This window comes from Citrobacter sp. Cs237 (assembly GCF_030332325.1).
Taxonomy (GTDB): domain Bacteria; phylum Pseudomonadota; class Gammaproteobacteria; order Enterobacterales; family Enterobacteriaceae; genus Citrobacter_A; species Citrobacter_A sedlakii.
Genome location: NZ_JAOWIB010000109.1, coordinates 1 through 23,547 on the forward strand (window position 1 = coordinate 1; position 23,547 = coordinate 23,547).

General features: G+C 54.7%; 19 protein-coding genes. 8 read left to right on the forward strand and 11 right to left on the reverse strand.

What is annotated here, in order from left to right; all coding sequences use genetic code 11:
* The 8 genes from OGY07_RS20110 to OGY07_RS20145 all read right to left on the reverse strand — a co-directional run.
* The coding region (locus OGY07_RS20110) for an autotransporter outer membrane beta-barrel domain-containing protein (RefSeq protein ID WP_286602743.1) at window positions 1–2,087 on the reverse strand (2,087 nt) is incomplete at its 3' end.
* Between the two features lie 338 nt (window positions 2,088–2,425).
* Window positions 2,426–3,106, reverse strand: coding sequence for a respiratory nitrate reductase subunit gamma (gene narI, locus OGY07_RS20115; RefSeq protein WP_042283097.1), 681 nt, complete (start codon window positions 3,104–3,106; stop codon window positions 2,426–2,428).
* Entirely contained in the window at window positions 3,103–3,798 is a 696-nt protein-coding gene (gene narW, locus OGY07_RS20120) for a nitrate reductase molybdenum cofactor assembly chaperone (protein WP_060569792.1), read from the reverse strand. Before narW ends, narI begins: the two co-directional genes overlap by 4 nt.
* Entirely contained in the window at window positions 3,798–5,342 is a 1,545-nt protein-coding gene (narH, locus tag OGY07_RS20125; RefSeq protein ID WP_042283092.1) for a nitrate reductase subunit beta, read from the reverse strand. Before narH ends, narW begins: the two co-directional genes overlap by 1 nt.
* A complete protein-coding gene (locus OGY07_RS20130) occupies window positions 5,339–9,079 on the reverse strand; it encodes a nitrate reductase subunit alpha (protein ID WP_286602748.1) in 3,741 nt (1,246 codons plus the stop codon). The genes narH and OGY07_RS20130 overlap by 4 nt, the downstream gene beginning before the upstream one ends.
* Before the next feature lie 96 nt (window positions 9,080–9,175).
* Entirely contained in the window at window positions 9,176–10,564 is a 1,389-nt protein-coding gene (locus tag OGY07_RS20135; protein ID WP_286602750.1) for a NarK family nitrate/nitrite MFS transporter, read from the reverse strand.
* A gap of 226 nt (window positions 10,565–10,790) precedes the next feature.
* Window positions 10,791–11,369: a TetR family transcriptional regulator gene (locus OGY07_RS20140; RefSeq protein WP_042283084.1), complete on the reverse strand. Its 579-nt coding sequence runs from the start codon at window positions 11,367–11,369 to the stop codon at window positions 10,791–10,793.
* A 68-nt stretch (window positions 11,370–11,437) separates the two neighbouring features.
* The gene (locus tag OGY07_RS20145) at window positions 11,438–12,235 is read right to left on the reverse strand and encodes an IclR family transcriptional regulator domain-containing protein (RefSeq protein WP_042283082.1); all 798 of its coding nucleotides are present in this window, start codon (window positions 12,233–12,235) and stop codon (window positions 11,438–11,440) included.
* 211 nt (window positions 12,236–12,446) lie between these two features.
* On the opposite strand from OGY07_RS20145, the gene OGY07_RS20150 reads away from it, so the two are divergent.
* The 8 genes from OGY07_RS20150 (at window position 12,447) to OGY07_RS20185 (ending at window position 20,318) form a co-directional block, all read left to right on the forward strand.
* Complete coding sequence (locus OGY07_RS20150; protein ID WP_200033446.1) at window positions 12,447–13,619, forward strand: muconate cycloisomerase family protein; 1,173 nt, start codon at window positions 12,447–12,449, stop codon at window positions 13,617–13,619.
* Between the two features lie 12 nt (window positions 13,620–13,631).
* Complete coding sequence (gene catC, locus OGY07_RS20155) at window positions 13,632–13,922, forward strand: muconolactone Delta-isomerase (protein WP_042283075.1); 291 nt, start codon at window positions 13,632–13,634, stop codon at window positions 13,920–13,922.
* Window positions 13,923–13,988: 66 nt separating this feature from the next.
* Window positions 13,989–14,915: a catechol 1,2-dioxygenase gene (gene catA, locus OGY07_RS20160; RefSeq protein WP_042283073.1), complete on the forward strand. Its 927-nt coding sequence runs from the start codon at window positions 13,989–13,991 to the stop codon at window positions 14,913–14,915.
* A gap of 62 nt (window positions 14,916–14,977) precedes the next feature.
* Window positions 14,978–16,360: a Rieske 2Fe-2S domain-containing protein gene (locus tag OGY07_RS20165; protein WP_042283071.1), complete on the forward strand. Its 1,383-nt coding sequence runs from the start codon at window positions 14,978–14,980 to the stop codon at window positions 16,358–16,360.
* Complete coding sequence (gene benB, locus OGY07_RS20170) at window positions 16,360–16,845, forward strand: benzoate 1,2-dioxygenase small subunit (RefSeq protein ID WP_042283068.1); 486 nt, start codon at window positions 16,360–16,362, stop codon at window positions 16,843–16,845. The genes OGY07_RS20165 and benB overlap by 1 nt, the downstream gene beginning before the upstream one ends.
* A 9-nt stretch (window positions 16,846–16,854) precedes the next feature.
* Window positions 16,855–17,871 carry a benzoate 1,2-dioxygenase electron transfer component BenC gene (gene benC / locus OGY07_RS20175; RefSeq protein WP_200033257.1) on the forward strand — a complete coding sequence of 339 codons (1,017 nt, stop codon included), beginning with the start codon at window positions 16,855–16,857 and terminating at the stop codon, window positions 17,869–17,871.
* Between the two features lie 10 nt (window positions 17,872–17,881).
* Complete coding sequence (gene benD, locus OGY07_RS20180) at window positions 17,882–18,655, forward strand: benzoate diol dehydrogenase BenD (protein WP_286602758.1); 774 nt, start codon at window positions 17,882–17,884, stop codon at window positions 18,653–18,655.
* A gap of 175 nt (window positions 18,656–18,830) precedes the next feature.
* The gene (locus tag OGY07_RS20185; RefSeq protein WP_042283060.1) at window positions 18,831–20,318 is read left to right on the forward strand and encodes an MFS transporter; all 1,488 of its coding nucleotides are present in this window, start codon (window positions 18,831–18,833) and stop codon (window positions 20,316–20,318) included.
* A 1-nt stretch (window position 20,319) separates the two neighbouring features.
* Here the strand turns inward: OGY07_RS20185 and OGY07_RS20190 are convergent, their stop codons facing one another.
* From OGY07_RS20190 to yddG, 3 genes are all read right to left on the reverse strand, one after another.
* Window positions 20,320–20,760: a GFA family protein gene (locus OGY07_RS20190; RefSeq protein ID WP_042283057.1), complete on the reverse strand. Its 441-nt coding sequence runs from the start codon at window positions 20,758–20,760 to the stop codon at window positions 20,320–20,322.
* A gap of 87 nt (window positions 20,761–20,847) precedes the next feature.
* Window positions 20,848–21,948 (reverse strand): porin OmpC, encoded by a 1,101-nt coding sequence (gene ompC, locus OGY07_RS20195; RefSeq protein ID WP_042283054.1) that lies wholly within the window; start codon window positions 21,946–21,948, stop codon window positions 20,848–20,850.
* 451 nt (window positions 21,949–22,399) lie between these two features.
* Window positions 22,400–23,281, reverse strand: a complete 882-nt coding sequence (gene yddG, locus OGY07_RS20200; protein WP_042283052.1) for an aromatic amino acid efflux DMT transporter YddG — start codon at window positions 23,279–23,281, stop codon at window positions 22,400–22,402.
* Window positions 23,282–23,547 lie beyond the last annotated feature (266 nt).

Here is a 23,547-nt window from a genome sequence, read left to right on the forward strand (position 1 = left end):
AGGGCGTCGACGTAGTGGGTTTCGCCCAGGCGGTCGTGCAGACGGGTGTTAAACATCGTGTTCGCCGCCTGCAGGTTCATGCCGTACAGACCGGCTTCCGGACGCACCGCGTTTTCGCGCGGGGTTGGGGAAGGCTCTACCGGATCAACAGGCGCCAGCGGCTCTTGCGGCTCTGGTTGCGGTTCTGTCGATAGCGCGCTGGTCAGATACCAGTTCTTGTCGTTCTGGCCTTCACCACGCGCCAGGGTGTAGTCATAGGCACCCGCCACGATACGTCCGTTTTGGGTAAACACGCCGTCAGAATTACCCGCCACACTGATCAGTTCGATACCGTTCGTTGTCAGGCCGCCTGCGCCGCCCGCGTTCAGCACCGTCACGTTCGTGTTACCGGAGGTATTGCCCTGCACAACCAGCTTGTCGGTGGGTGAGGCATCATCGCCCAGTTGGGTGTTCATCACGAGATTACCGTTATTACCGGCGTAATCACCGTTCACCGTCAGGGTTTTGAACGTTGCCGCGTCGCGGGTCAGCGTGCGGGAGGCGGTGTCGCCAGGCATAAAATTCAGCGTGGCGTCGTTCAGGGTCAGCGTGGTCAGTGTAGAGTTGGCAATCATATCCCAGCGGCTGTTGCTACCATTCAGTTCCATATTGATGGAACCTTGTTCTTCAATAGCCGTGTCGCCATAAATGTAGGAGTTATCGCCAGAGACAATGTTAATCGCATGGTCGCCGCGGACCAGCATTTTACCCCATGCAACCAGCTTATTATTGTTAGTGATATCCGTTGAACCCCAGCGTCCATAAATGGAGTACAGCGTATCGGCGACAGACTCGTAGGCGTTCCGATCGCCTAAAATGACATCGCCAGTAAACAGGGCGTCCGCCTGATAAAGCAGATATGACTCTTTACCCCCCTCAGAGGTAATGGCGATGTTGCCGACGATCGTATCGGCGTCCCATTGCACGATACCGTCATCCTGATTCACGTTGGCGCTAAAAAAGCCCCACAGCGTTGCCTTATCATTGCCGGATAACGTTATTTTCGCATCGTTGATACGATGCGTAGCCGTCTCAGCAGGATCGTCACCCCACAAATAAATACCGCGGACAATATCATTTCCCGAGCTATCAATATCAATTTTATTGATAATCAGATCGGTATGTTTACCGTTGCCGCCGAGGTATGTCAGGCCATCAGCGTAGCCTTCCTCGGTGGTGCTTTTAATTTTGATGCTGACATCGTTGAAGACACGCTTACCGCTCAGGGAGGAACTGGTGAACGAGTCGAAAATAAGGATGCCTGTGACATCAGAGTAGCGGTCAGTTGAATTACTGGTTAACTGAATATCCGTATGTCCGGCCAACTCCAGGTCGGTATACGTGCGAATCCCTTCCAGATAAAAGGTGGGGGAGACAATATTAATGGTGGTGTTACCGGTGACGGTGACTTTCCCGCCCCATAAAGCCATGCCGGTATCGGTTGAGTCGCCAGATTCACGGATGCCGGGACGGGTATACGCGATATCAATATTCTCGGCGTTTAAAATCCCCTGCGATCCGGCGCTGATACCGCCGCCTCTGATGGTGGTCAGGCCTTTCAGGTCGGCCCGGGCATTATCGCCAACGTACAGCCCGTCCGATTCTTCGCTGTCATTCATGTTAATGAAGGTGTAATTTTCGGCGGTCAGTTTGCCGGTGCCGTACAGGGCAATACCATCGGAAGTCGAATAGGTCCCATTCGTGCGCGGGTCGAAGTTAAGGGTAAAATGATTACCCAGATTTATCTCACCGGCTTTAAGATAAGCGAACCAGACGTTTCGGGAACCTGTTGCGTTAACTACGCCGGTACTGTTCATTGTGATATTGTCGGCGAAATCAACGCGACCATCAGCAACGTTAATATCAATTCTTGAGATTTCATCCCCATTGGTGATATTCACCGTGCGTTGGTCGCTGGGCGTGCTGGCGTCGAGAGTATATTTTACTGGCGCGGAAAAAGCAGAAAAGGTTGTAGTGGCTAATAATGCACTTAATAATAAAGCAATTTTTTTGGGTTTAATTTGGGGTGATAAGGCAGGTATCTTCATAGATAAATTCCAGTATCCTTGAGTAATGCGTAGATAAGACACCAGTCCTGGCGTCTGTTATTTATTTCATAGAAAGAAAGGTAGAACGGCAGGAAAATTGTCTAATTCTGCTTAAGCGAAGGCAAATGAAATGATTTTAACTCGTTGCCAGCATTAATGGCTCAGGCGGGCGCTGAGTGCTGGTCAGAGATGCGATATTTAAGGTATTTAAGAGAATTTTCAACTGTGGCACATCAATCTTCGTCATTTCTTAAATACAGCGCCGCCGTGTTAAGGAAACAGAAAATGATACTTAAGGAAATAAACCCGGCAGGCGAGGCGCTACCGGGCGAAAAAACTTATCGGCGAGAACGGACTATCTGGTATCGGCGGGTAAAATATTCAAACGGCGCGCTCCAGACGTGTACCAGACGGGTGAACGGGAACAGCAGAAAAATGGTCATCCCCAACACCAGATGGACGCGGAAAACAAAGGCAACGCCATTAAGCATTTCTGACGAGCCGCCACGGAAGGTGACGATACTCTGTGCCCAGCCAACCAGCTTCATCATTTCACTGCCGTCAGGATATTGGGCTGAAAACGGAATAGTACTCAGCCCAAGCAGGCACTGGATCAGCAGGATGCTCATGATGATAATGTCAGGCGTGGTCGAGGTGGCGCGGACGCGCTGGTTGGTGAGACGACGCCAGAGCAAACCAGCGCCGCCAATGAGCGTCAGTACACCGCACACGCCGCCGAGAACCATCGCCATTTGCTGTTTGACCGCGATCGGCAAAAACCAGGCGTACATCCAGTGCGGTGTCAACATGCCGAAAAGATGGCCGAAGAAAATGCCGAGTATGCCGATGTGGAACAGGTTCGACCAGACCACCATGCCGCGCTTATCCAGCATCTGGCTGGACGAGGCGCGCCAGGTGTACTGACCATAATCATACCGCAGCCAACTGCCGAGAAAAAAAACGGTCGCGCAGATGTAAGGGTAGATATCGTAAAAAAAGACGTTCAGGTACTGTATCATTTCGGGCCTCCCGCACTGACGTCGACGTACTGCGGCGCCACGTCCTGGCTAAAGCGTCGTTGATATTGCTGTAACGGTGAGCTGTCACAGGCTGTGGCGTTATCTTCAATAAACTTTACCTGTTCTTCTTCCCAGACGGCATCAAGCGCCTGACGAGTGTCATCACGGCTTTCTTGCGTTACCTGTGGCGTGACGCTGTCACTTGAAAGTGGGCTTCCGGCGAGGTTCAGCAGGGCATCGAATAATTGATACCACGGGGCGCCGCGCTGTTTCAGCCTCCCTCCCAGTAACGCCAGAATCGGCGCGACGTTTTGCAGACCTTCGCGCGCGTCGGCTTCCGACAAAATGCTGAGATATTCGAGATACAGCGGCAAATGGTCGGGAAGTTCGCGACAGTCGAGTTGCAGACCCACTTTCTCGTACTGGGTCATCAGATCGACCATCGCCTGGCCGCGATCGCGGGACTCGGCGTGGACATGTTCAAACAGCAGCAGCGACGTGGCGCGGCCCCGGTCAAAGACCTCACACCATTCGGCCTGCTTATCCAGCAGCGGGGCGTTGAGCATGTCCGTGGCGAAGCCGTTGAGCGCAGGCGCGTCGTGACGCACCATCGCCAGCACTTCGTCTTTGCATTCCCAGAGAAACTCATCCGGGTATTCCATCAACAGACCGATCGCTTTGAGGATTTGCATTATTCTCCCTCCGCTTTATCACGCACTTCGGTGATGTTGATGGCGTCAATGCGGCTACTGTTGAACAGGTTGAACTTGGTGTCGGAACCGTGGCAGCCGTCGCCAAAGGTAAAGCCGCAGCCGTTGCGCTCGGGGAAGGCGTCGCGCGCCATCTCGCGATGGCTGGTCGGGATCACGAAACGGTCTTCGTAGTTGGCGATCGCCAGATAGCGATACATCTCCTCGACCTGTTCGACGCTCAGGCCCACTTCCTCAATGGCGCGGGTATCCGTCACGCCTTCCACTGTTTGCGAACGCATGTAATGACGCATGGCCATCATGCGCTTCAGGGCGCGCAGCACCGGGCCGGTATCGCCTGCGCTGAGCATATTCGCAAGGTACTGCACCGGAATGCGCAGGCTTTCGATCGCCGGAAGTACGCCATTTGACGGCGGCAGCCCTCCGGCGTCGGCGTAAGACTGAATCGGCGACAGCGGCGGGACGTACCAGACCATCGGCAAGGTGCGGTATTCCGGATGCAGCGGCAACGCCAGTTTCCAGTCCATCGCCATTTTATAGACAGGGGAACGCTGCGCCGCGTCGATTACGTTCTGCGGAATACCCTGTTTCAAGGCCTCTTCAATCACCGCCGGGTCGTTCGGGTTCAGGAACACGTCGCACTGACGCTCGTACAGATCGGTTTCATGCTCGGTGCTGGCGGCTTCTTCGATGCGATCTGCGTCATACAGCAACACGCCGAGGTAGCGAATGCGCCCAACACAGGTTTCAGAACACACGGTTGGCTGCCCGGACTCAATGCGCGGATAGCAGAAGATGCATTTCTCAGACTTGCCGCTTTTCCAGTTGAAGTAGATTTTTTTGTACGGGCAGCCGCTAATGCACAGACGCCAGCCGCGGCACTTGTCCTGGTCGATCAGCACGATGCCGTCTTCTTCACGCTTATAGATCGCGCCGCTCGGGCAAGTGGCGACGCAGCTTGGGTTCAGACAATGTTCGCAAAGGCGGGGCAGATACATCATGAAGGTGTTTTCAAACTGCCCGTACATTTCCTTCTGGATCTTGTCGAAGTTACGGTCACGGGCGCGCTTTTCAAACTCGCCGCCAAGCAGTTCTTCCCAGTTTGGCCCCCAGATGATTTTGTCCATCCGCTTACCGTCAATCAACGAGCGCGGGCGGGCGGTCGGCTGGTGTTTACCCTCCGGCGCGCTGTGCAGGTGCTGATAGTCAAAAGTAAAGGGCTCATAGTAGTCGTCTATCTGCGGCACAACCGGGTTTGCGAAGATTTTGGTGATGACGCCCATTTTTCCGCCCATGCGCGGACGTATTTTACCGTTCACGTCGCGAACCCAGCCGCCTTGCCACTCCTCCTGATCTTCCCAGTTTTTCGGATACCCGATACCCGGTTTGGTTTCGACGTTGTTAAACCATGCGTATTCCATCCCTTCACGTCCGGTCCAGACGTTTTTACAGGTGACAGAGCAGGTGTGGCAGCCAATGCATTTATCGAGGTTAAGCACCATCCCAACCTGTGAGCGTATTTTCATTTTTTCGCCTCCTGTACCTGATTGCGACCTTCATCATCCAGCCAGTCGATATTTTTCATTTTTCGAATCATGATGAACTCGTCGCGGTTAGAGCCGACGGTGCCATAGTAGTTAAAGCCATAGGCCAGTTGAGCGTAGCCGCCGATCATGTGTGTGGGTTTCGGACAGACGCGGGTTACCGAGTTATGAATACCGCCACGCATCCCGGTAATTTCTGACCCCGGAATATTCATGATGCGTTCCTGGGCGTGATACATCATGGTCATCCCCGGCGGTACACGCTGGCTGACCACCGCGCGAGCGGTCAGTGCGCCGTTGGCGTTGAAGGCTTCAATCCAGTCGTTGTCTTCAATGCCCAGCTCGCGGGCGTCGGTTTCGCTGATCCAGACAATCGGTCCCCCACGTGACAGCGTCAGCATGAGCAGGTTTTCGCTATACGTAGAGTGGATGCCCCATTTCTGATGGGGCGTCAGGAAGTTGAGCGCTTTTTCCGGGAAGCCGTTGGGCGGGATCTCGCGCATTTCGCTGACGCTGCGGGTGTCTATCGGCGGTCGATAGGCGACAAGGCTTTCACCGAATGCGCGCATCCACTGATGATCCTGATACAATTGCTGGCGGCCAGAAAGGGTGCGCCAGGGGATCAGTTCGTGGACGTTGGTGTAACCCGCGTTATAAGAGACATGTTCGCTTTCCAGACCGGACCAGGTGGGGCTGGAGATGATTTTGCGCGGCTGCGCCTGAATATCACGAAAACGGATCTTCTCATCTTCTTTATTCAGCGCCAGATGGGTATGTTCGCGCCCGGTCATCGCGCCGAGCGCTTCCCACGCTTTCACCGCCACCTGACCGTTGGTTTCCGGCGCCAGCGCAAGGATCACTTCGGACGCGTCCAGCGCGGTGTCGATCCGCGGTCGGCCTTTAGCCGGGCCTTCGCGCTTGGTATAGTTCAGTTTACCGAGGAATTCGACTTCCGCCTCGGTATTCCAGGTGATGCCCTTGCCGCCGTTGCCCAGTTTATCCATCAGCGGGCCGAGCGAGGTGAAGCGCTCGTAAGTGGCGGGGTAGTCGCGTTCCACGACCACCAGGTTGGGCGCGGTTTTGCCGGGGATCAGATCGCACTCGTTTTTGCGCCAGTCGAGGATATCAAACGGTTGCGACAATTCTGCCGGGGAGTCGTGCTGCAACGGCTGCAACACCACGTCGGTTTCCTGACCCAGATGGCCGACACACACCTCGGAAAAGACCTTAGCGATGCCCTTGTAGATCTCCCAGTCGCTGCGCGATTCCCAGGCGGGATCCACCGCCGCCGACAGCGGGTGAATAAACGGGTGCATATCCGACGTGTTCATATCATCTTTTTCGTACCAGGTGGCGGTCGGCAACACGATATCGGAGAACAGGCAGGTGCTGGACATTCGAAAGTCGAGCGTGACCAGCAGATCCAGCTTGCCTTCAATGGCGGCAGACTGCCATTCCACTTCTTCCGGCTTAATCCCCTCGCTAGAGCCGAGCGCTTCACCCTGAATGCCGCTTTCGGTCCCGAGCAAATATTTGAGCATGTATTCATGCCCTTTGCCGGATGAGCCGAGGAGGTTCGAGCGCCAGACAAACAGGTTGCGCGGGTGGTTATTGCCGCTGTCCGGCTGTTCGCAGGCAAAGCGGATATCGCCCGATTTTAGCGCCTGCACGGTGTAATCCACGGGTGACTGACCGGCTTTTTCCGCACGGGTTTTTAGCGTCAGCGGGTTAAGATTGAGCTGCGGCGCGGACGGCAGCCAGCCCATACGCTCAGCCCGCACGTTGAAGTCAATTAAATGGCCGGTAAATTTCGCCGGGTCGGCTAACGGTGAGAGAAGCTCCTGCGCAGTGAGTTTCTCATAACGCCACTGGCTGGCGTGATTATAGAAGAATGAGGTGCTGTTCATCTGGCGCGGCGGACGGTTCCAGTCCAGCGCGAAGGCCAGCGGCAGCCAGCCAGTCTGCGGACGCAGTTTTTCCTGGCCGACGTAGTGCGCCCAGCCGCCGCCGCTTTGTCCGACACAGCCGCAGAACACGAGGATGTTGATCATTCCGCGGTAGTTCATGTCCATGTGATACCAGTGGTTAACGCCGGCACCGAGGATAATCATCGAACGCCCGTGGGTTTTATGCGCCGTATCGGCAAATTCGCGGGCAATGGTTTCAATATGGTAACGCGGTACGCCGGTGATCTGTTCCGCCCAGGCGGGCGTATAGGCTTTCACTTCCGCATAATCTTTCGCGCCGTACGCATCGTCCAGCCCACGATCGAGGCCGTAGTTGGCGAGCACCAGATCATAGACGCTTACCACCGGACAACTGCTGCCGTCAGCAAGCGTCAGGCGTTTCACTGGCAACTGACGGACCAACACCGGTTCCTGCTTCACGCTACGGAAATGCGGGTTTTCGTTCCCCCCGAAATAGGGGAACGACACCCCCAGGACCTCGTCATGTTGACCGAGCAGCGACAGCGTCAGTTCGGTTTCGTGGCCTGCCGCCAGCGGCTCGAGGTTCCATTTGCCTTTTTCACCCCAGCGGAAGCCAATTGAGCCGTTGGGCGCAACTAACTCACCGGCGCTGTTGTATGCCACGGTTTTCCATTCCGGATTGTTGGCTTCGCCGAGACCGCCGACCAAATCGGACGCACGCATCATGCGGCCCGGAACGAAGCTGCCATCTTCGCGCGCATCCAGCAAAACCAGCATCGGCATGTCGGTATAGCGGCGGCAATAGTTGAGGAAGTAGTCGCTGGGGTTATCGAGATGGAACTCTTTGAGAATGACGTGGCCCATCGCCATCGCCAGCGCGCTGTCGGTGCCTTGCTTCGGCGCCAGCCACTGATCGCTCAGCTTGGCGACCTCCGAGAAGTCAGGCGTAATGGCAACGGTTTTCGTGCCTTTGTAGCGGACTTCGGTAAAGAAGTGGGCGTCCGGGGTTCGGGTCTGGGGGACGTTTGACCCCCAGGCAATGATGTAGCTGGAGTTGTACCAGTCGGCGGATTCCGGCACATCGGTCTGTTCGCCCCACGTCATGGGCGATGCAGGCGGCAGGTCGCAATACCAGTCGTAGAAGCTCAGGCAGGTCCCGCCGAGCAGCGAGAGATAACGGGTTCCGGCGGCATAGGACACCATCGACATGGCCGGGATCGGCGAAAATCCGGCAACGCGGTCCGGACCGTAGGTTTTTATCGTCCAGACGTTGGCCGCCGCGATCAGTTGATTCAACTCTTTCCAGTTGGATCGGATAAATCCGCCACGCCCGCGCACCTGTTTGTAACTCATGCATTTCTGCGGGTCGTTCATGATCGATTCCCAGGCCAGTACCGGGTCGCTGCACTGGGTCAACGCTTCGCGCCACAGTTCGATCAGGCGCTTGCGCACTAACGGGTACTTCAGACGATTGGCACTGTATAAATACCACGAATAGCTGGCCCCGCGTGGGCAACCGCGCGGTTCGTGGTTGGGCAGATCCGGACGGGTACGCGGATAGTCGGTCTGCTGGACTTCCCAGGTGACCAGGCCGTTTTTCACATAAATTTTCCAGCTACAGGAGCCGGTACAGTTCACCCCGTGGGTGGAACGTACAATCTTGTCGAACTGCCAGCGTTGACGATAACTGTCTTCCCAGTCGCGGTTGGTGTGCATCACCTGACCGTGACCGTCAGCGAAGGTGTCGCCCTTAGATTTAAAATAGCGGAAGCGATCCAACAGCTTGCTCATGACATTTCTCCTGCTTCGATAATGTTGCCGTCGTTCTGCAAGCCGGAGGATGGGGCAAGCGCCTTCTCCGGCCTGATAACAGCGATGAATATGTTGTTATTGTTGTGTGGGTTTGCGGCGACCGTAGACCAGCCAGGTCACCAGTACGCAGACGATGTAGAACACCAGAAAAATTTTCATGGCGCCGACGGGGGAGCCGGTCATTGCCAGTGACGTACCAAAGGCTTTCGGGATAAAGAAGCCGCCGACCGCGCCGATGGCGGAAATAAAGCCCAATGCCGCCGCGGTATCGGTCACCGCTTCACGCTGCGCCTGCTCATCTGTGCCGCCGCGAAGTTTGACTTTGTAAAGGGTGAGCTGGCGGAAGATCACGGCAATCATCTGGAAGGTGGAGCCGCTGCCCAGGCCCGCCGTGAAAAATAGCCCCATAAAGACGAGGTAGAAGGCGATAAAACTTCCTGAACCTGTACCGGGCAACGTCAGGAACAGCAGCGCGGAAAACAGCGCCATAAAGATGAAGTTGATCAGCGTCACGCGAACGCCGCCGAACTTATCGGAAATCACACCGCCAGCAGAGCGCGCCAGTGCGCCGATAAACGGGCCGAAAAACGCCAGATTCAGAATGTCGACATCCGGAAACTGCGTTTTGGACAGCATGGCAAAGCCTGCTGAAAAACCGATAAACGAGCCGAAGGTCGCCAGATACAGCAGGCTGAGCAGCCAAAGATGAAAACGCTTGAGCACCGGTAACTGCGAGGCGATGGAGGCTTTTGAACTGGCGATATCGTTGGTGCCTACCCAGGCGGCGACAGTGGCGATAGCCAGTAGCGGCACCCAGATCCACGCGGCATTCGCCAGGGAGAGCAAACTGCCGTCAGGCTGCGGAACGCCCTGCACGCCGAGGAAGGTGAAAAGGGGCAAGAAGATCACCAGCGGCGCGACCAACTGCATTACGCTCACCCCGAGGTTGCCCAACCCTCCGTTAACGCCCAGCGCGCTTCCCTGTTTCGCCTTTGGAAAAAAGAAGCTGATATTGCCCATGCTGGAAGCAAAGTTGGCCCCGGCAAATCCACAGAGCAGCGCAATAATAATAAACACCCCGAAAGGGGTATTCGGGTTCTGAACGGCAAAACCGAGCCAGACGCAGGGAATAATCAGGATCGCGGTGCTGAAAACCGTCCAGCGACGTCCGCCAAATATAGGCACCATAAAGGAGTAGGGGACGCGTAATATTGCGCCAGAGAGAGAGGGTAATGCCGTTAATAAAAACAATTGATCGGTGGTGAAATTAAAACCAATTTTATTGAGATTGACCGCCACCGCGCTAAAAAGCATCCAGACACAGAAGGCAAGTAACAGACAAGCCACTGAAATCCAGAGATTTCGTCGTGCGATGTGTTTTCCTTTATGTTCCCAGAAAGCGGGATTTTCAGGCTTCCAGTCACTCAAGAGATAACGATTATTTTTCTCATTTTGTAGCGCCATATTGCCCCTCGCATGCACATGTCGTTCATAAAAAAATAAAAAAGCAGGCCAAAGGGCGCATAACGCACGCTGTGCATTCGCCCTTTTTAGAATTTATTGATGTTTTTAGGAATATTGATGAAAGGATAGATAGAAAACGCGCAACCGGGCGGCGCGAAGGGGAAGAAAAAGTTGCTTAAGTGTTACTAAATGTAAATAAAAGATGTACTGTTTTTACATCTACGGTTCAGGAAAACAGCTCCAGGCTGATCATACGATCCAGATGACGTTCAAAAGCGGGATCCGCCATTTCCTGAAGACCAAGCACATACATGCCATCCAGGCCGCACACCAGGGCAATCAAACGCCAGGCAATATCCGCAGGGCCATCTGCCGTCGAGAATTCCCCTTCTGCCAGTCCACCTTCAATAATGGCCGTGGTCTTTTCATGCCACATGCGCATAGTGAGCAGGTAGGCGCTTTTGATATCCGCGTCCTGGTCGGCAAGGATCTGCGCTTCACGCCAGAGTTTGATATAAGGTTCGAAACCGCCGTCGTCGCTGCCAAGCATAGCATGCAGGCGCGCGCGCCAGCTGGCATCTTCGCCCGGGACGTCTGCGTCAAGCAACGTACTGATAATGCGCACAAATGCTTGCGATTTCAGATCGCCGGCAGAGGTAAAGTGATGATGTACCTGACCAGCGGCGACTTTCGCCTCGGTGGCAATACGTCGGACCGTCATGGCTTTAAACCCATCTTCCAGCCCCACGCGCATTGCCGCCTGCAAAATCACTTCACGACGCTCATCTTTATGCAGATAGCCCATATGTACCTGTATCTTCCTGAAAAATGGCAGTGTAACAAAAAGCTGGACGCCTGTTCAATTACGGCAGTTTATAGCTTAAGCGACAGCTCCATCGCAGCGCGACGCAAGGGCGCGAGGGCTTTTAGCTTTAGTGCGTCGGCGCTCATCGATGAAGCCGGTACGCCGACGTTTAACGCGGCGACAAGGGTGCCGCTACGCGAAAGCAGCGGTACCGCCAGCGAGCATAAGCCCACTTCGATCTGACGATCGGCGAGCGCGTACCCCTGCATCCGCACCCGTCTGATTTCATCGCGTAGCGCAGAACGATCGCAAAGGGTATACGGGGTATAACGCAGTAAACTTGCTCGTGACAGTGTCACCTCTAACTGCTCTTCCGGCAGCGCGCTTAGCAGTACCCGTCCCATTGACGTAGCCCACGCCGGTAAACGACTCCCGCGCCCGATATCGACGCTGAGCAAATTGTTCATGGCTGCCCGGGCGATGTAAAGCACGTTGTCGCCGTCCAGCGTGGCCGCAGAGCACGACTCGCCGAGCGTTCTGGCAAGGTCATCTAATGCCGCCTGCGCCACTTTCGCCAGCGGCGTACCGGCCAAATAGGCATGGCCTACGGCCAGAACGCGCGGAAGCAGCTCATAGCTGCGGCCATCAGGCGTGTGCACCATGCCAAGTGCGGCGAGAGTGTACAGACAACGCCTGACCGCGGCGCGTGAAATCTGCGTCTTTTGACTGAGTTGTGAGATGGTCAGGCGCTGACGCTGCGGGGTGAAGGCGTTCAGTACCGCCAGACCGCGCGCCAGCGACAGCATGAAATTCGGGTCCGATGCGGCCTGTCGCGTGCCGATCGTCGGCTGATGTTCATCGCTCATTGAATTCCTCTCCGCTGCAATTCGAAGCCATAGCGCACTCACTATACCTCGCGTGTGGGGACGGAAGGCGGAATATCCCCGTTTTCCCACGGGGATCACATTATTAACTTCAATGTAACATTCGCGCCGATAATCGCACACCATTTCGATTATCGCCGTTGACCCACTTCCCGGCTGACCCCTATTGTCAAAAGCACCGTCACCGTTCGTTATTGATGACGATCGCAAAAGTTATGACACGCATTCTCAGGAAGAAATGATGAGCGCAACCGTTGAAGAGATTGAAAGCTGGCTGGTCGATGTTCCGACCATCCGCCCCCATAAATTATCGATGACCACGATGGGCTGTCAGAGTCTGGTTATCGTGCGTATCACCCGTTCGGACGGCATTCAGGGCCTGGGAGAGGCGACAACCATCGGCGGGCTGAGCTACGGCGTAGAGAGTCCAGAGGCAATCCAGTCTGCGATTAGCCATTATCTGACTCCGCTGCTCAAAGGTCAGCCCGCAGATAATCTCAATGTGCTGACGGCGCGGATGAACGCAGCCGTGAAGGGCAATACTTTTGCGAAATCGGCCCTCGAAACGGCGCTACTGGATGCGCAGGGAAAAGCGCTTGGGTTGCCCGTTTCTGCGCTACTGGGCGGCGCGCTGAATACTGCGCTGCCCGTACTCTGGACACTGGCAAGCGGGAATACCGCAAACGACATTGCCGAAGGGCAGCGACTGCTGGAGGAAGGTCGACACCAGGCGTTTAAGCTGAAAATTGGCGCCAATGCGCTGGATGACGATCTTGGCCACACGCGGGCCATTGTCGAGGCGCTTGGCGATCGCGCCAGCATTCGGGTAGATGTCAATCAGGCATGGGACGCGACCGTCGCCGCGAAAGGCTGTCGGGAACTGGCGGCGATGGGGGTCGATCTGATTGAGCAACCGGTCAGCGCGCAGGACAGCGCGGCGCTGGTACGCCTGAGTCAGCAAACTGACGCCGCCATTCTGGCCGACGAGTCCGTCGCCAGCCATTTTGACGGTTACCGTCTGGCACAGCAGGGGTTTAGCGGCGCCTGGGCGTTAAAAATCGCCAAAGCGGGTGGTCCCGCCAGCGTGTTGAAACTGGCGCACGTCGCGCAGGCTGCCGGAATCAGTTTGTATGGCGGCACCATGCTGGAAGGAACGATTGGCACTGTCGCGTCGCTGCACGCCTGGTCGACGTTGTCATTACCGTGGGGAACGGAGATGTTTGGGCCGCTGCTCCTGAAGGATGACATTGTCTGCGTACCGCTGTCATTCGCGAATGGCCACGTGGCGCTGCCGCAAACGCCAGGACTGGGCGTGGAACTGGATGAGGATAAATTACGCTTTTATGCCCGCGCACAGCGGGAATAACAGGAGGTCAACATGCTATTTAAAGTGGAAATGACCGTCAATATTCCGTACGGACTGCCGGTTAAAGAACAAGAAGAGATGAAAGCCCGCGAAAAAGCGTATTCCCAACGGTTACAACGGGAAGGGAAATGGCGCCATATCTGGCGCGTCGCAGGGCTGTACGCCAATATCAGCGTTTTCGATGTTCAGGATGCTGAAGAATTACATCAAATACTTATGGGGTTGCCGCTTTATCCTTTCATGGAGATTCATGTGGAAGCGCTGTGTCGCCACCCGTCGTCGATTCATGACAGCGATAAATAATCCTTACGCCGAACGCCGGAAATCGTTCTGGTATGACCCTACAGAAAATAAGAAGCGAGAAATATTATGAGCCATTCATTTATCAACCAACACACTGTTCAGGATTTATTGCGTGAAAGCGCCGGATTAAACTCGACCGATGGAAACGAACGTTTTAAATCGATTATTCATCGCTTGCTCACGAATATCTGTACCTTAATTGACGACTACAATGTGACGCAGGAAGAATTCTGGCATGCGGTGAATTATCTGCATGAACTTGGCGGACGTAAGGAAGCGGCGTTATTGGCGGCCGGATTGGGTCTGGAGCATTTTCTCGATCTGCGCCAGGAAGCTATCGAAGCCAGCCAGTCATCCGAAACGGGAACCCCACGCACCATTGAAGGGCCACTGTATGTTGCAAACGCGCCGCTGGCTGACGGGCATGACCGGATGGATGACGGTCTGGACGACGGAGAAGTCATGTGGCTGTACGGTGAAGTAAAAGACGTGCAGGGACACCCCGTCGCAGGCGCGATCGTGGACATCTGGCACGCCAATACGCTCGGCAACTATTCGTTTTTCGACCCCAGCCAGAGCGAATATAACCTGCGTCGCCGTATTCGCACCGACGCGGAAGGACGCTACAGCGTGCGGAGTATTTTGCCTTCCGGCTACGGTTGTCCTCCTGATGGCCCTACCCAGGCGTTACTCGATCGTCTGGGCCGCCACGGTAACCGACCTGCTCATATCCATTTCTTTGTCTCTGCGCCGGGCTTTAAGCACCTTACCAGCCAGATTAACCTTAATGGCGATCGCTACCTGTGGGACGATTTTGCGTTTGCCACTCGCGATGGTCTGATCGCCGATCCGGTGAAGGTTACCGATCCCGCATTAATTGCGCAGCGTCAACTGGCAGGAGAACATACCGAGGTGCGATTCGACTTTACGCTCTGCAAGGCGCAGCGCGCCGAAGAAGAACAGCGTATTACTCGCCTGCGCGCGCTGGAATAATTCACCGCCCAATAAAGATTCCCTGAATGCTTAATCCTGAATGATGCAGGAGGACCAGACACATGCAAAAAACGCTCTCGGCATTAAAAGATAAAATTTCCCAGGCCTTAATTGTCGATCGGGAAAACCATATTTATCGCTGTCATCGCTCTATCTTTACCGATAGCCAATTATTTGATTTTGAAATGAAGCATATATTCGAAGGCAACTGGGTATTTCTGGCGCATGAAAGTCAGATCGCGCAACCCGGCGATTATTATACTCTGACGCTGGGCCGCCAGCCCGTTATTATTACGCGCGACAAGCAGCAGACCCTCCATGCGTTAATTAATAGCTGTGCGCACCGCGGCGCGATGTTATGCCGACGTAAAACCGGAAATAAAAACTCGTTTACCTGTCCGTTTCATGGCTGGACGTTCAGTAATAACGGCAAGCTGCTTAAGGCTAAAGATGAAAGTACCGGCGGGTATCCAGACTCTTTTAAGCAGGACGGATCGCATGATTTAAAAGCCCTGCCACGCTTTGCGTCTTATCGTGGATTTTTATTCGGTAGCCTCAATGACGAGGTACAACCGCTGGAGGAGTATCTTGGCGAGACACGGAAAATCATCGATCTGATTGTCGACCAGGCGCCGGAAGGGCTGGAAGTGCTGAAGGGGTCTTCCAGCTATGTCTACGAAGGGAACTGGAAGCTGGGAGCGGAAAACGGCGCCGACGGCTACCATGTCAGCGTCGTGCACTGGAACTATGCCTCGACGATGTCGCGACGCAACTATGAAGCGGACGGTACGCGCGCGGTGGACGCCAACGGCTGGTCAAAAAGCCTCGGTGGCGGCTATGGCTTTAAAAATGGCCACATGCTGCTCTGGACGCGCGCCATCAACCCGGAAGTGCGCCCGGTTTATGATCATCGGGCGCGGCTTCAGGCGACATTCGGAGAACGGCGAGCGGACCAGATGGTCAACGAAACCCGCAATTTATGCCTGTATCCCAACGTCTATCTGATGGATCAATTTTCGACACAAATTCGCGTTATTCGTCCTCTGGCGGTAGACAAAACGGAAGTCACGATCTGGTGTTTCGCGCCAAAAGGGGAATCTGATCAAGCGCGGGCGCTACGTATTCGTCAATACGAGGATTTCTTTAATGTCAGCGGTATGGGAACCCCTGACGATCTCGAAGAGTTCAGCGCCTGCCAGCGTGGATACCTGGGGGAAAATCTGGCCTGGAGCGATCTGAGCCGCGGCGCGCTGCACTGGGTCGACGGTCCGGACGAGCACGCCCGTCACGCCGGTTTTACGCCACTGTTGAGCGGGGTGAAGTCCGAAGACGAGGCGCTGTACATCGCTCATCACCATCACTGGCAAAACGTGATGCTCGCGGCAGTCGAAAAAGAGCGGCAACGTTACGAGCAGTCGATCACCCAACGCGTGGAGGTAGTCTGATGTTAACCCTGGAACAGGTGCGTCAGTTTCTGTATTACGAAGCGCGGTTGCTGGATGATCGCCAGTGGGATGCGTGGCTGAACTGCTATAGCCCCGGCGTGGTGTTCTGGATGCCCGCGTGGGGAGATGATGATAAACCGACCCGCGATCCGCAGCGTGAAATCTCGCTTATTTATTACCCGAACCGAGAGGGGCTGGAAGATCGGGTGTATCGCATCAAAACGGAACGGTCCGGCGCCAGCACGCCGGAACCGCGTACCACCCATATGATCGCGAATGTCGAACTGTTGGGCGAAACGGCGGAAGGCCTGGCGGTGCGCTACAACTGGGTGACCTACAGCCACCGGTATCAGCATACCGATGCGTATTTTGGCACGACGCACTGCACGCTGATTGAAGAAAGCGGCGTCCCGCAAATTGTGCGTAAAACAGTGCGGCTGAACAATGACTATATCCGTCAGGTGATTGACGTGTATCACATTTAAGAGGTGCTTATGAGTTTTACGATTGCCCTTAATTTTGAGGACGGCATCACCCGTTTTATTCAGTGCAACGCGGGCGAAAAGGTGCTTGATGCGGCTTACCGGCAGAAGGTTAATCTGCCAATGGATTGCTCAGATGGCGTCTGCGGCACCTGTAAATGTCATTGCGCCAGTGGGGAATATGCCCTCGGTGACGATTTCATCGAAGACGCTTTGAGCGACGATGAAGCCCAGGCAAGACAGGTACTGACCTGCCAGATGGTGCCGTGCAGCGACTGCGTGATCGATGTGCCTGTTGCCGCCGCACAGTGTAAAACCGGGCTTACGACGCTGGACGCGACGGTACGGGCAGTGGACGCGCTGTCGGCTACGGCGTTTGAACTGGTGATAGACGCCGATGAACCGCTGGCATTTTTGCCGGGACAGTACGTCAATATTCAGGTTCCCGGCACGAACCAGGTGCGCGCCTATTCATTCAGTTCTCTGCCGGATAACCGCGAATGCCGGTTTTTGATCCGCAATGTGCCGGGCGGGCTGATGAGCCAGTGGCTGACCCAGCGCGCACGTTCTGGCGACCGTCTGACCCTCAGCGGCCCGATGGGCAGTTTTTATCTGCGCGGCGGCGAGCGTCCGTTGTTGATGCTGGCGGGCGGAACCGGGCTGGCGCCCATGCTCTCCATGCTGGAAGCGCTGGCGGCGCAGGGAAGTCAGCGTCCGGTGACGCTGTTGTATGGCGTGACTTATGACATTGATCTTGTCAAAACGGCCCGGCTGGAGGCATTTCGCGAGGCGCTGGTCAATTTCCACTGGCTACCGGTGGTTGCGGATGCCGACAGCGCCTGTCCGCAGCGGGGTTATGTCACCGCGTATCTCAATGATGCCTTGCTGAATCAGGGGGATGTGGATATTTACCTGTGCGGGCCGCCGCCGATGGTCAACGCGGTCGCTGCTACGCTGCGGGAAAGGGGAATCGATCCCGCCGGATTCTGGTATGAGAAGTTTATCGCCAGTCAAAGCGCTGCGGCATAAGGAGAACAGGATGCGATTTCACACTAAAGTCGTCGCGATTACCGGCGCGGCGCAAGGGATTGGTCGCCAGACCGCAGAGCAGGCGGCAAAAGAGGGCGCAACGCTGTTACTGATCGATCGTTCCCGTCACGTTCATGAACTGGCTGCGACACTCACCGCTGAGGGCGTTCAGGTGCTGGCGCTGGAGGCCGATCTTGAGCAGTGGGAAAGTACCGAACAGGCCTTCGGAGCAGGCGTTGCACATTTCGGTCGTATAGACGTATTGATTAATAACGTCGGCGGGACGATCTGGGCGCGGCCTTTTGCCGACTATCAGCCAGATCAGATCGAAAAGGAGATCCGCCGCTCTCTGTTTCCTGCGCTGTGGGGCTGTCGTGCAGTGCTGCCGTGGATGCTGAAACAGGGGACTGGCAGCATTGTCAATGTATCGTCTGTGGCGACATCTGGGGTGAATCGGGTGCCTTATTCGGCAGCGAAAGGCGGGGTCAATGCCTTAACCCGCTCCATTGCCATGGAATACAGCCACCAGGGGATCCGGATAAACGCCGTGGCGCCGGGAGGAACAGAGGCGCCAGAGCGTGTCACGCCGCGTAATACCGAAACGCCCACCGCGCAGGAAAAAATCTGGTATCAGCAGGTTGTGGATCAGACCCTGGACAGCAGCCTGATGCACCGCTATGGCACGCTTGAAGAACAGGCGCAGGCGATATTGTTTCTGGCAAGCGACCAGGCGAGCTATATCACCGGTGTGACCCTGCCGGTGGCCGGGGGCGACCTGGGCTGAGTTCATTCCCGCCATCCGGCTGGCTGGTCGGATGGCGCTGTTTTCCTGTCTTGTTTTCCCTGATACCCACGAATTCAGATAATCACGGCGCTCAATAAAAAGTTGGACATATGTTCAATTTTCCGTAGGATCGGTAAATCTGGACGCGTGTCCAGTTTGTCTTAAGGGAAGCGTTATGTTTCGTCAGTGGTTAACATTAGTGATTATTGTGTTGGTCTACATTCCGGTTGCTATCGACGCGACGGTGCTGCATGTGGCCGCTCCCACGCTGAGTATGACGCTGGGCGCCAGCGGTAACGAGCTGCTGTGGATCATTGATATTTACTCGCTGGTGATGGCAGGGATGGTATTGCCGATGGGCGCGCTGGGCGATCGCATCGGTTTTAAACGTTTGCTGTTACTTGGCGGGGGCCTGTTTGGTCTGGCTTCGCTCGCTGCCGCATTCGCACACAGCGCCAGTTGGCTGATCGCCACGCGCGCCATTCTGGCGATCGGTGCGGCGATGATCGTTCCGGCAACGCTTGCCGGGATCCGCGCGACCTTCAGCGACGCACGCCATCGTAATATGGCGCTGGGCGTCTGGGCGGCGGTAGGTTCCGGCGGCGCTGCGTTCGGGCCGCTGGTGGGGGGAATACTGCTGGAGCACTTTTATTGGGGCTCGGTATTTTTGATCAACGTTCCTGTCGTACTGGTTGTGCTGACCCTTACCGCGCGCTATGTGCCGCGTCAGACGGGACGCCGCGATCAGTCATTGAATTTGGGGCACGCCATCATGCTGATTATGGCCATCTTACTGCTGGTTTACAGCGCGAAGACCGCGTTGAAAGGGCATATCGCCATTGGCGCAATTGCCTTAACCGTCATTAGCGGCGCGCTGCTGCTGATACAGTTTATCCGTATCCAGCTTGCGGCCTCGCGTCCGATGATCGACCTGCGGCTGTTTACGCATCGCATCATTTTAAGCGGCGTAGTGATGGCGATGACCGCCATGATCACGCTGGTCGGTTTTGAGCTATTAATGGCGCAGGAATTGCAGTTTGTGCATGGCTTCACACCGTATCAGGCGGGGTTGTTCATGTTACCTGTCATGCTTGCCAGCGGCTTCAGCGGCCCCATCGCCGGTATGTTGGTGTCCCGATTTGGACTACGCAGCGTGGCGACGGTAGGTATGGCATTGAGTGCGCTGAGTTTTTATGGCCTGGCGATGACTGATTTCAGCACACAGCGACTGCAGGCCTGGGCACTGATGGCGCTGCTGGGATTTAGCGCTGCCAGCGCGCTGCTGGCGTCAACGGCAGCCATTATGGCCGCGGCGCCGGGCGAGAAAGCGGCAGCGGCAGGGGCGATAGAGACAATGGCCTATGAGCTGGGCGCTGGACTGGGCATCGCCATTTTCGGTCTGTTGCTGAGCCGTAGTTTTTCTGCCTCGATTAGCTTGCCGGAAGGGCTGAACGCCGAAGAAATGACCCGCGCATCGTCGTCGATGGGGGAAGCGGTGCAACTGGCGCAGACGCTGCCTGACGCGCTGGGAGAACACATTATTGATGCCGCGAAACAGGCGTTTACCTGGTCACACAGCGTGGCGCTAAGCAGCGCCGGCAGTATGCTGATTCTGCTGGCGGTGGGTATGTGGTTTAGCCTCGCAAACGTCAACCGCGACTAGCTTAGTGGGTTAACTGGCACAGGCTGTCCAGCGCTTCGACCTCTTTGCCGCTTAACCGGGCGTACTGTCCGGTCAGCCGCCAGAACGCGGGCTGGGTTTCTGTGTAGATTTCAGCGGCAAGGATCAAACGACGGCGATCGCCTTCGTTCAGTTCAAGCAGCGTCCAGGGGATAAAATAGCGCAGCGTGTCGGTGAGCTTAAACCACAGCGGACAGCCGCAGCCGGAACAGAAGTAGCGTTCCCCCCGCGAGGAGGAGGTAAAAAAGGCCGGTTCAGGCGCGTCGGGATCCATCATCGGATGACCGCTGGCCTCCAGGTACATTGCAATGCCGCCTGACCATTTCTGGCACAGCGTGCAGTGACAGGCGTAAACATCGAGCGATTCGATATCAACGGTAAAATGGCTCTGCCCACAGAGACAACGTCCTGTATAGGTTTGCACGGCATACTCCTTATGACCGGTTTATGCATCGGTAAAAAAAGCCAGCCCGACGTGGGCTGGCTTCTATACCGCTCAATTCTAAATGAATTAGAACTGGTAGGTCAGTCCCACAGCAACGATGTTGTCAGTGGAGATACCAGCAGCGCGGGTGAAGTTGTTTTCGTCAACCAGGTTGATTTTGTAATCAACGTAGGTGGACATGTTTTTGTTGAAGTAGTAGCTCGCGCCAACGTCAACGTATTCAACCAGATCCTGGTCGCCGTAACCGCCGATGTCTTTACCTTTGGATTTCAGGTAAGCCAGGGACGGACGCAGACCGAAGTCGAACTGGTACTGTGCTACCACTTCGAAGTTCTGCGCTTTGTTAGCAATACCGTTTACATCACCAAAGGTGGTCATGTTGCGGGTTTCTGCATAGGTTGCCGCCAGGTACAGGTTGTTCGCGTCATATTTCAGACCCGCAGCCCACACTTCTGCGTTCTTGCCGCGAGCGTAGAACACGTTGTCACCCGCAGTCTGAGAATCGGTACGGTCAGATTTCGCGTAAGCGGCGCTTGCGGCGAAGCCTTCGTACTCGTAGCTGGTAGACAGACCAAAGCCGTCGCCATTCTGTTCGGTGAGCTTAGAACGACCGTTGTTCGTTTCGTCGCTGGCGCCATTTTTACCCTGGTACTGAACGGCAAAGTTCCAGCCGTCAACCAGACCGAAGAAGTCGGTGTTACGGTAGGTCGCCACGCCAGAAGCACGCTGGGTCATGAACACGTCGGTCTGGGTCCAGGTGTCGCCACCGAACTCAGGCAGAACGTCGGTCCATGCGCCAACGTCATACGCGACGCCATAGTTACGGCCATAGTCAAAAGAACCGTACTCACCAAATTTCAGACCGGCAAACGCCAGACGGGTTTTATTACCTTTGGTGCCGTTAGATTCGGAGTTATTGCCTTTGAATTCGTATTCCCACTGGCCGAAACCGGTCAGTTGGTCATTGATTTGTGTTTCACCTTTGAAACCCAGACGTGCGTAAGTTTTGTCGCCATCATCGCCGTTATTGTCAGAGAAGTAGTGCAGAGCGGTAACTTTGCCGTACAGATCCAGTTTGTTGCCGTCTTTGTTATACACTTCTGCTGCATTAACAACGCCTGCTGCCAACAGGCTGGTCACTGCCACTGCGACTAATTTAAGTTTCATTTTAGATAATCCTTATAATTTTCTTAATGTGTTTCCTAAACCATTGCTAAACGAGGCTTCTCATCAATGGCAAGCTATTTTTAAATTACGCAGTAGCACCAATTCAATAATAAGTTTCATCTTATTACTGGATATTTACAGATGTGTGATCCAGATCTCCTTAATATCCTGAAATAAATTAGTTACAAATGGGATTAGGCTTAAGTGAAATATTTATTAGGCTAACAATGTGCGATGAAGTGGTTATTTTGCGGTAAATTACGCAGGCTAACTATATCGGGATAAATGAATTTGACAGGCAGGGATTTAATAGTTAAGCATCATTTTTGTATCATTAATTTAACAGATTGCTAAATTCGAGGAAATATTTTGGTTTAATCTTAATAAAGACTAAACCAAATTCAAAAAGGTTGCCAGACAGAGAAAAAGCGGTCGGCAGTTGTGATGACGGTCACGCCCGGCGGGTCGCCCACCAGCACAGCAACGATCCCACACAGACCATCACCGCGCCCTGCCAAAAAGAGAAAGAGAGCGGAGCGCTCAGCAGTACGGCTGCGAGCGCAGAGGAAAGCACCGGCGTGAAATAGGAGCCCACCGCCATAATGGTGACATTTCCGTGCAGAATACCCACGTTCCAGGCGGCATAAGCAAAACCTAACGTCAGGGCGGCGGAAAACAGTTTTATCACTACCGGCGTGGTAAAGACCATTACAGGCTGCGGCGTCATAAAATAATGCGCCCATAAGCTCAACGCTGTGAGCAAAACAAAAACCGTAATGCCGTTAAAGCCACGTGCATATTTATTGGTCACTGTGCAGTAGGTTGCCCAGATAAACGCACCGAGAAAGGCGAGAAAATAGCTCAGCGGACTGGTTGTGACATTGTTGATAATTTCGGCGGGATTCAGTCCATTCTCACCGCCCAGTACCCAGCAGACGCCGACCAATGCCAGCAGTAATCCGGGAACAATCACCCAGTTGGTTTTTTGTCCGTTAAATAAAATGGCGAACAAAATAGTCAGGCTGGGCCACAAATAATTGACCATGCCGACTTCAATCGCCTGATGACGTGACGCCGCATAGCCAAGCGAAAGCGCAAGGCAAATTTCATAACTGACAAACAGAACGCTACCGGCAATCAAATAGCGCACAGGAAAACGGCGAATATTGGGAAAACCGACGGTAAAAATCAGCAGCAACCCACTGAGGGAATAGATTGCCGCCGCGCCACCCACTGGCCCCAGCCCTTCACTTACGCCGCGAATCAACCCCACCATTGTGCTCCACAGCACGATCGCGATAAGTCCAATGAGCGTTGCTTTTTGTCTTGTCATTCTGTTTGCCGTTTCCCTAACCCTGCAAAAAAATAAGCTGAAATATATAGCACTTTTTTAGCGGAGGATGCCAGGTCAATGCGCATACGAGTTACCACTAAGGTGGTATATAAAACCGGCAAAAGGCACTATTTAGTAGCGGAAGCGTTTCGTTATTGATTTGACGCAATATGCGTAAGGTTATTGCTGTTAGTTTCCTCGCGGAAGTTTATACGCGACATTTTTCACCCTGCTTTCGAGCAGGAAGAAAGATGGCGGGTATCTCA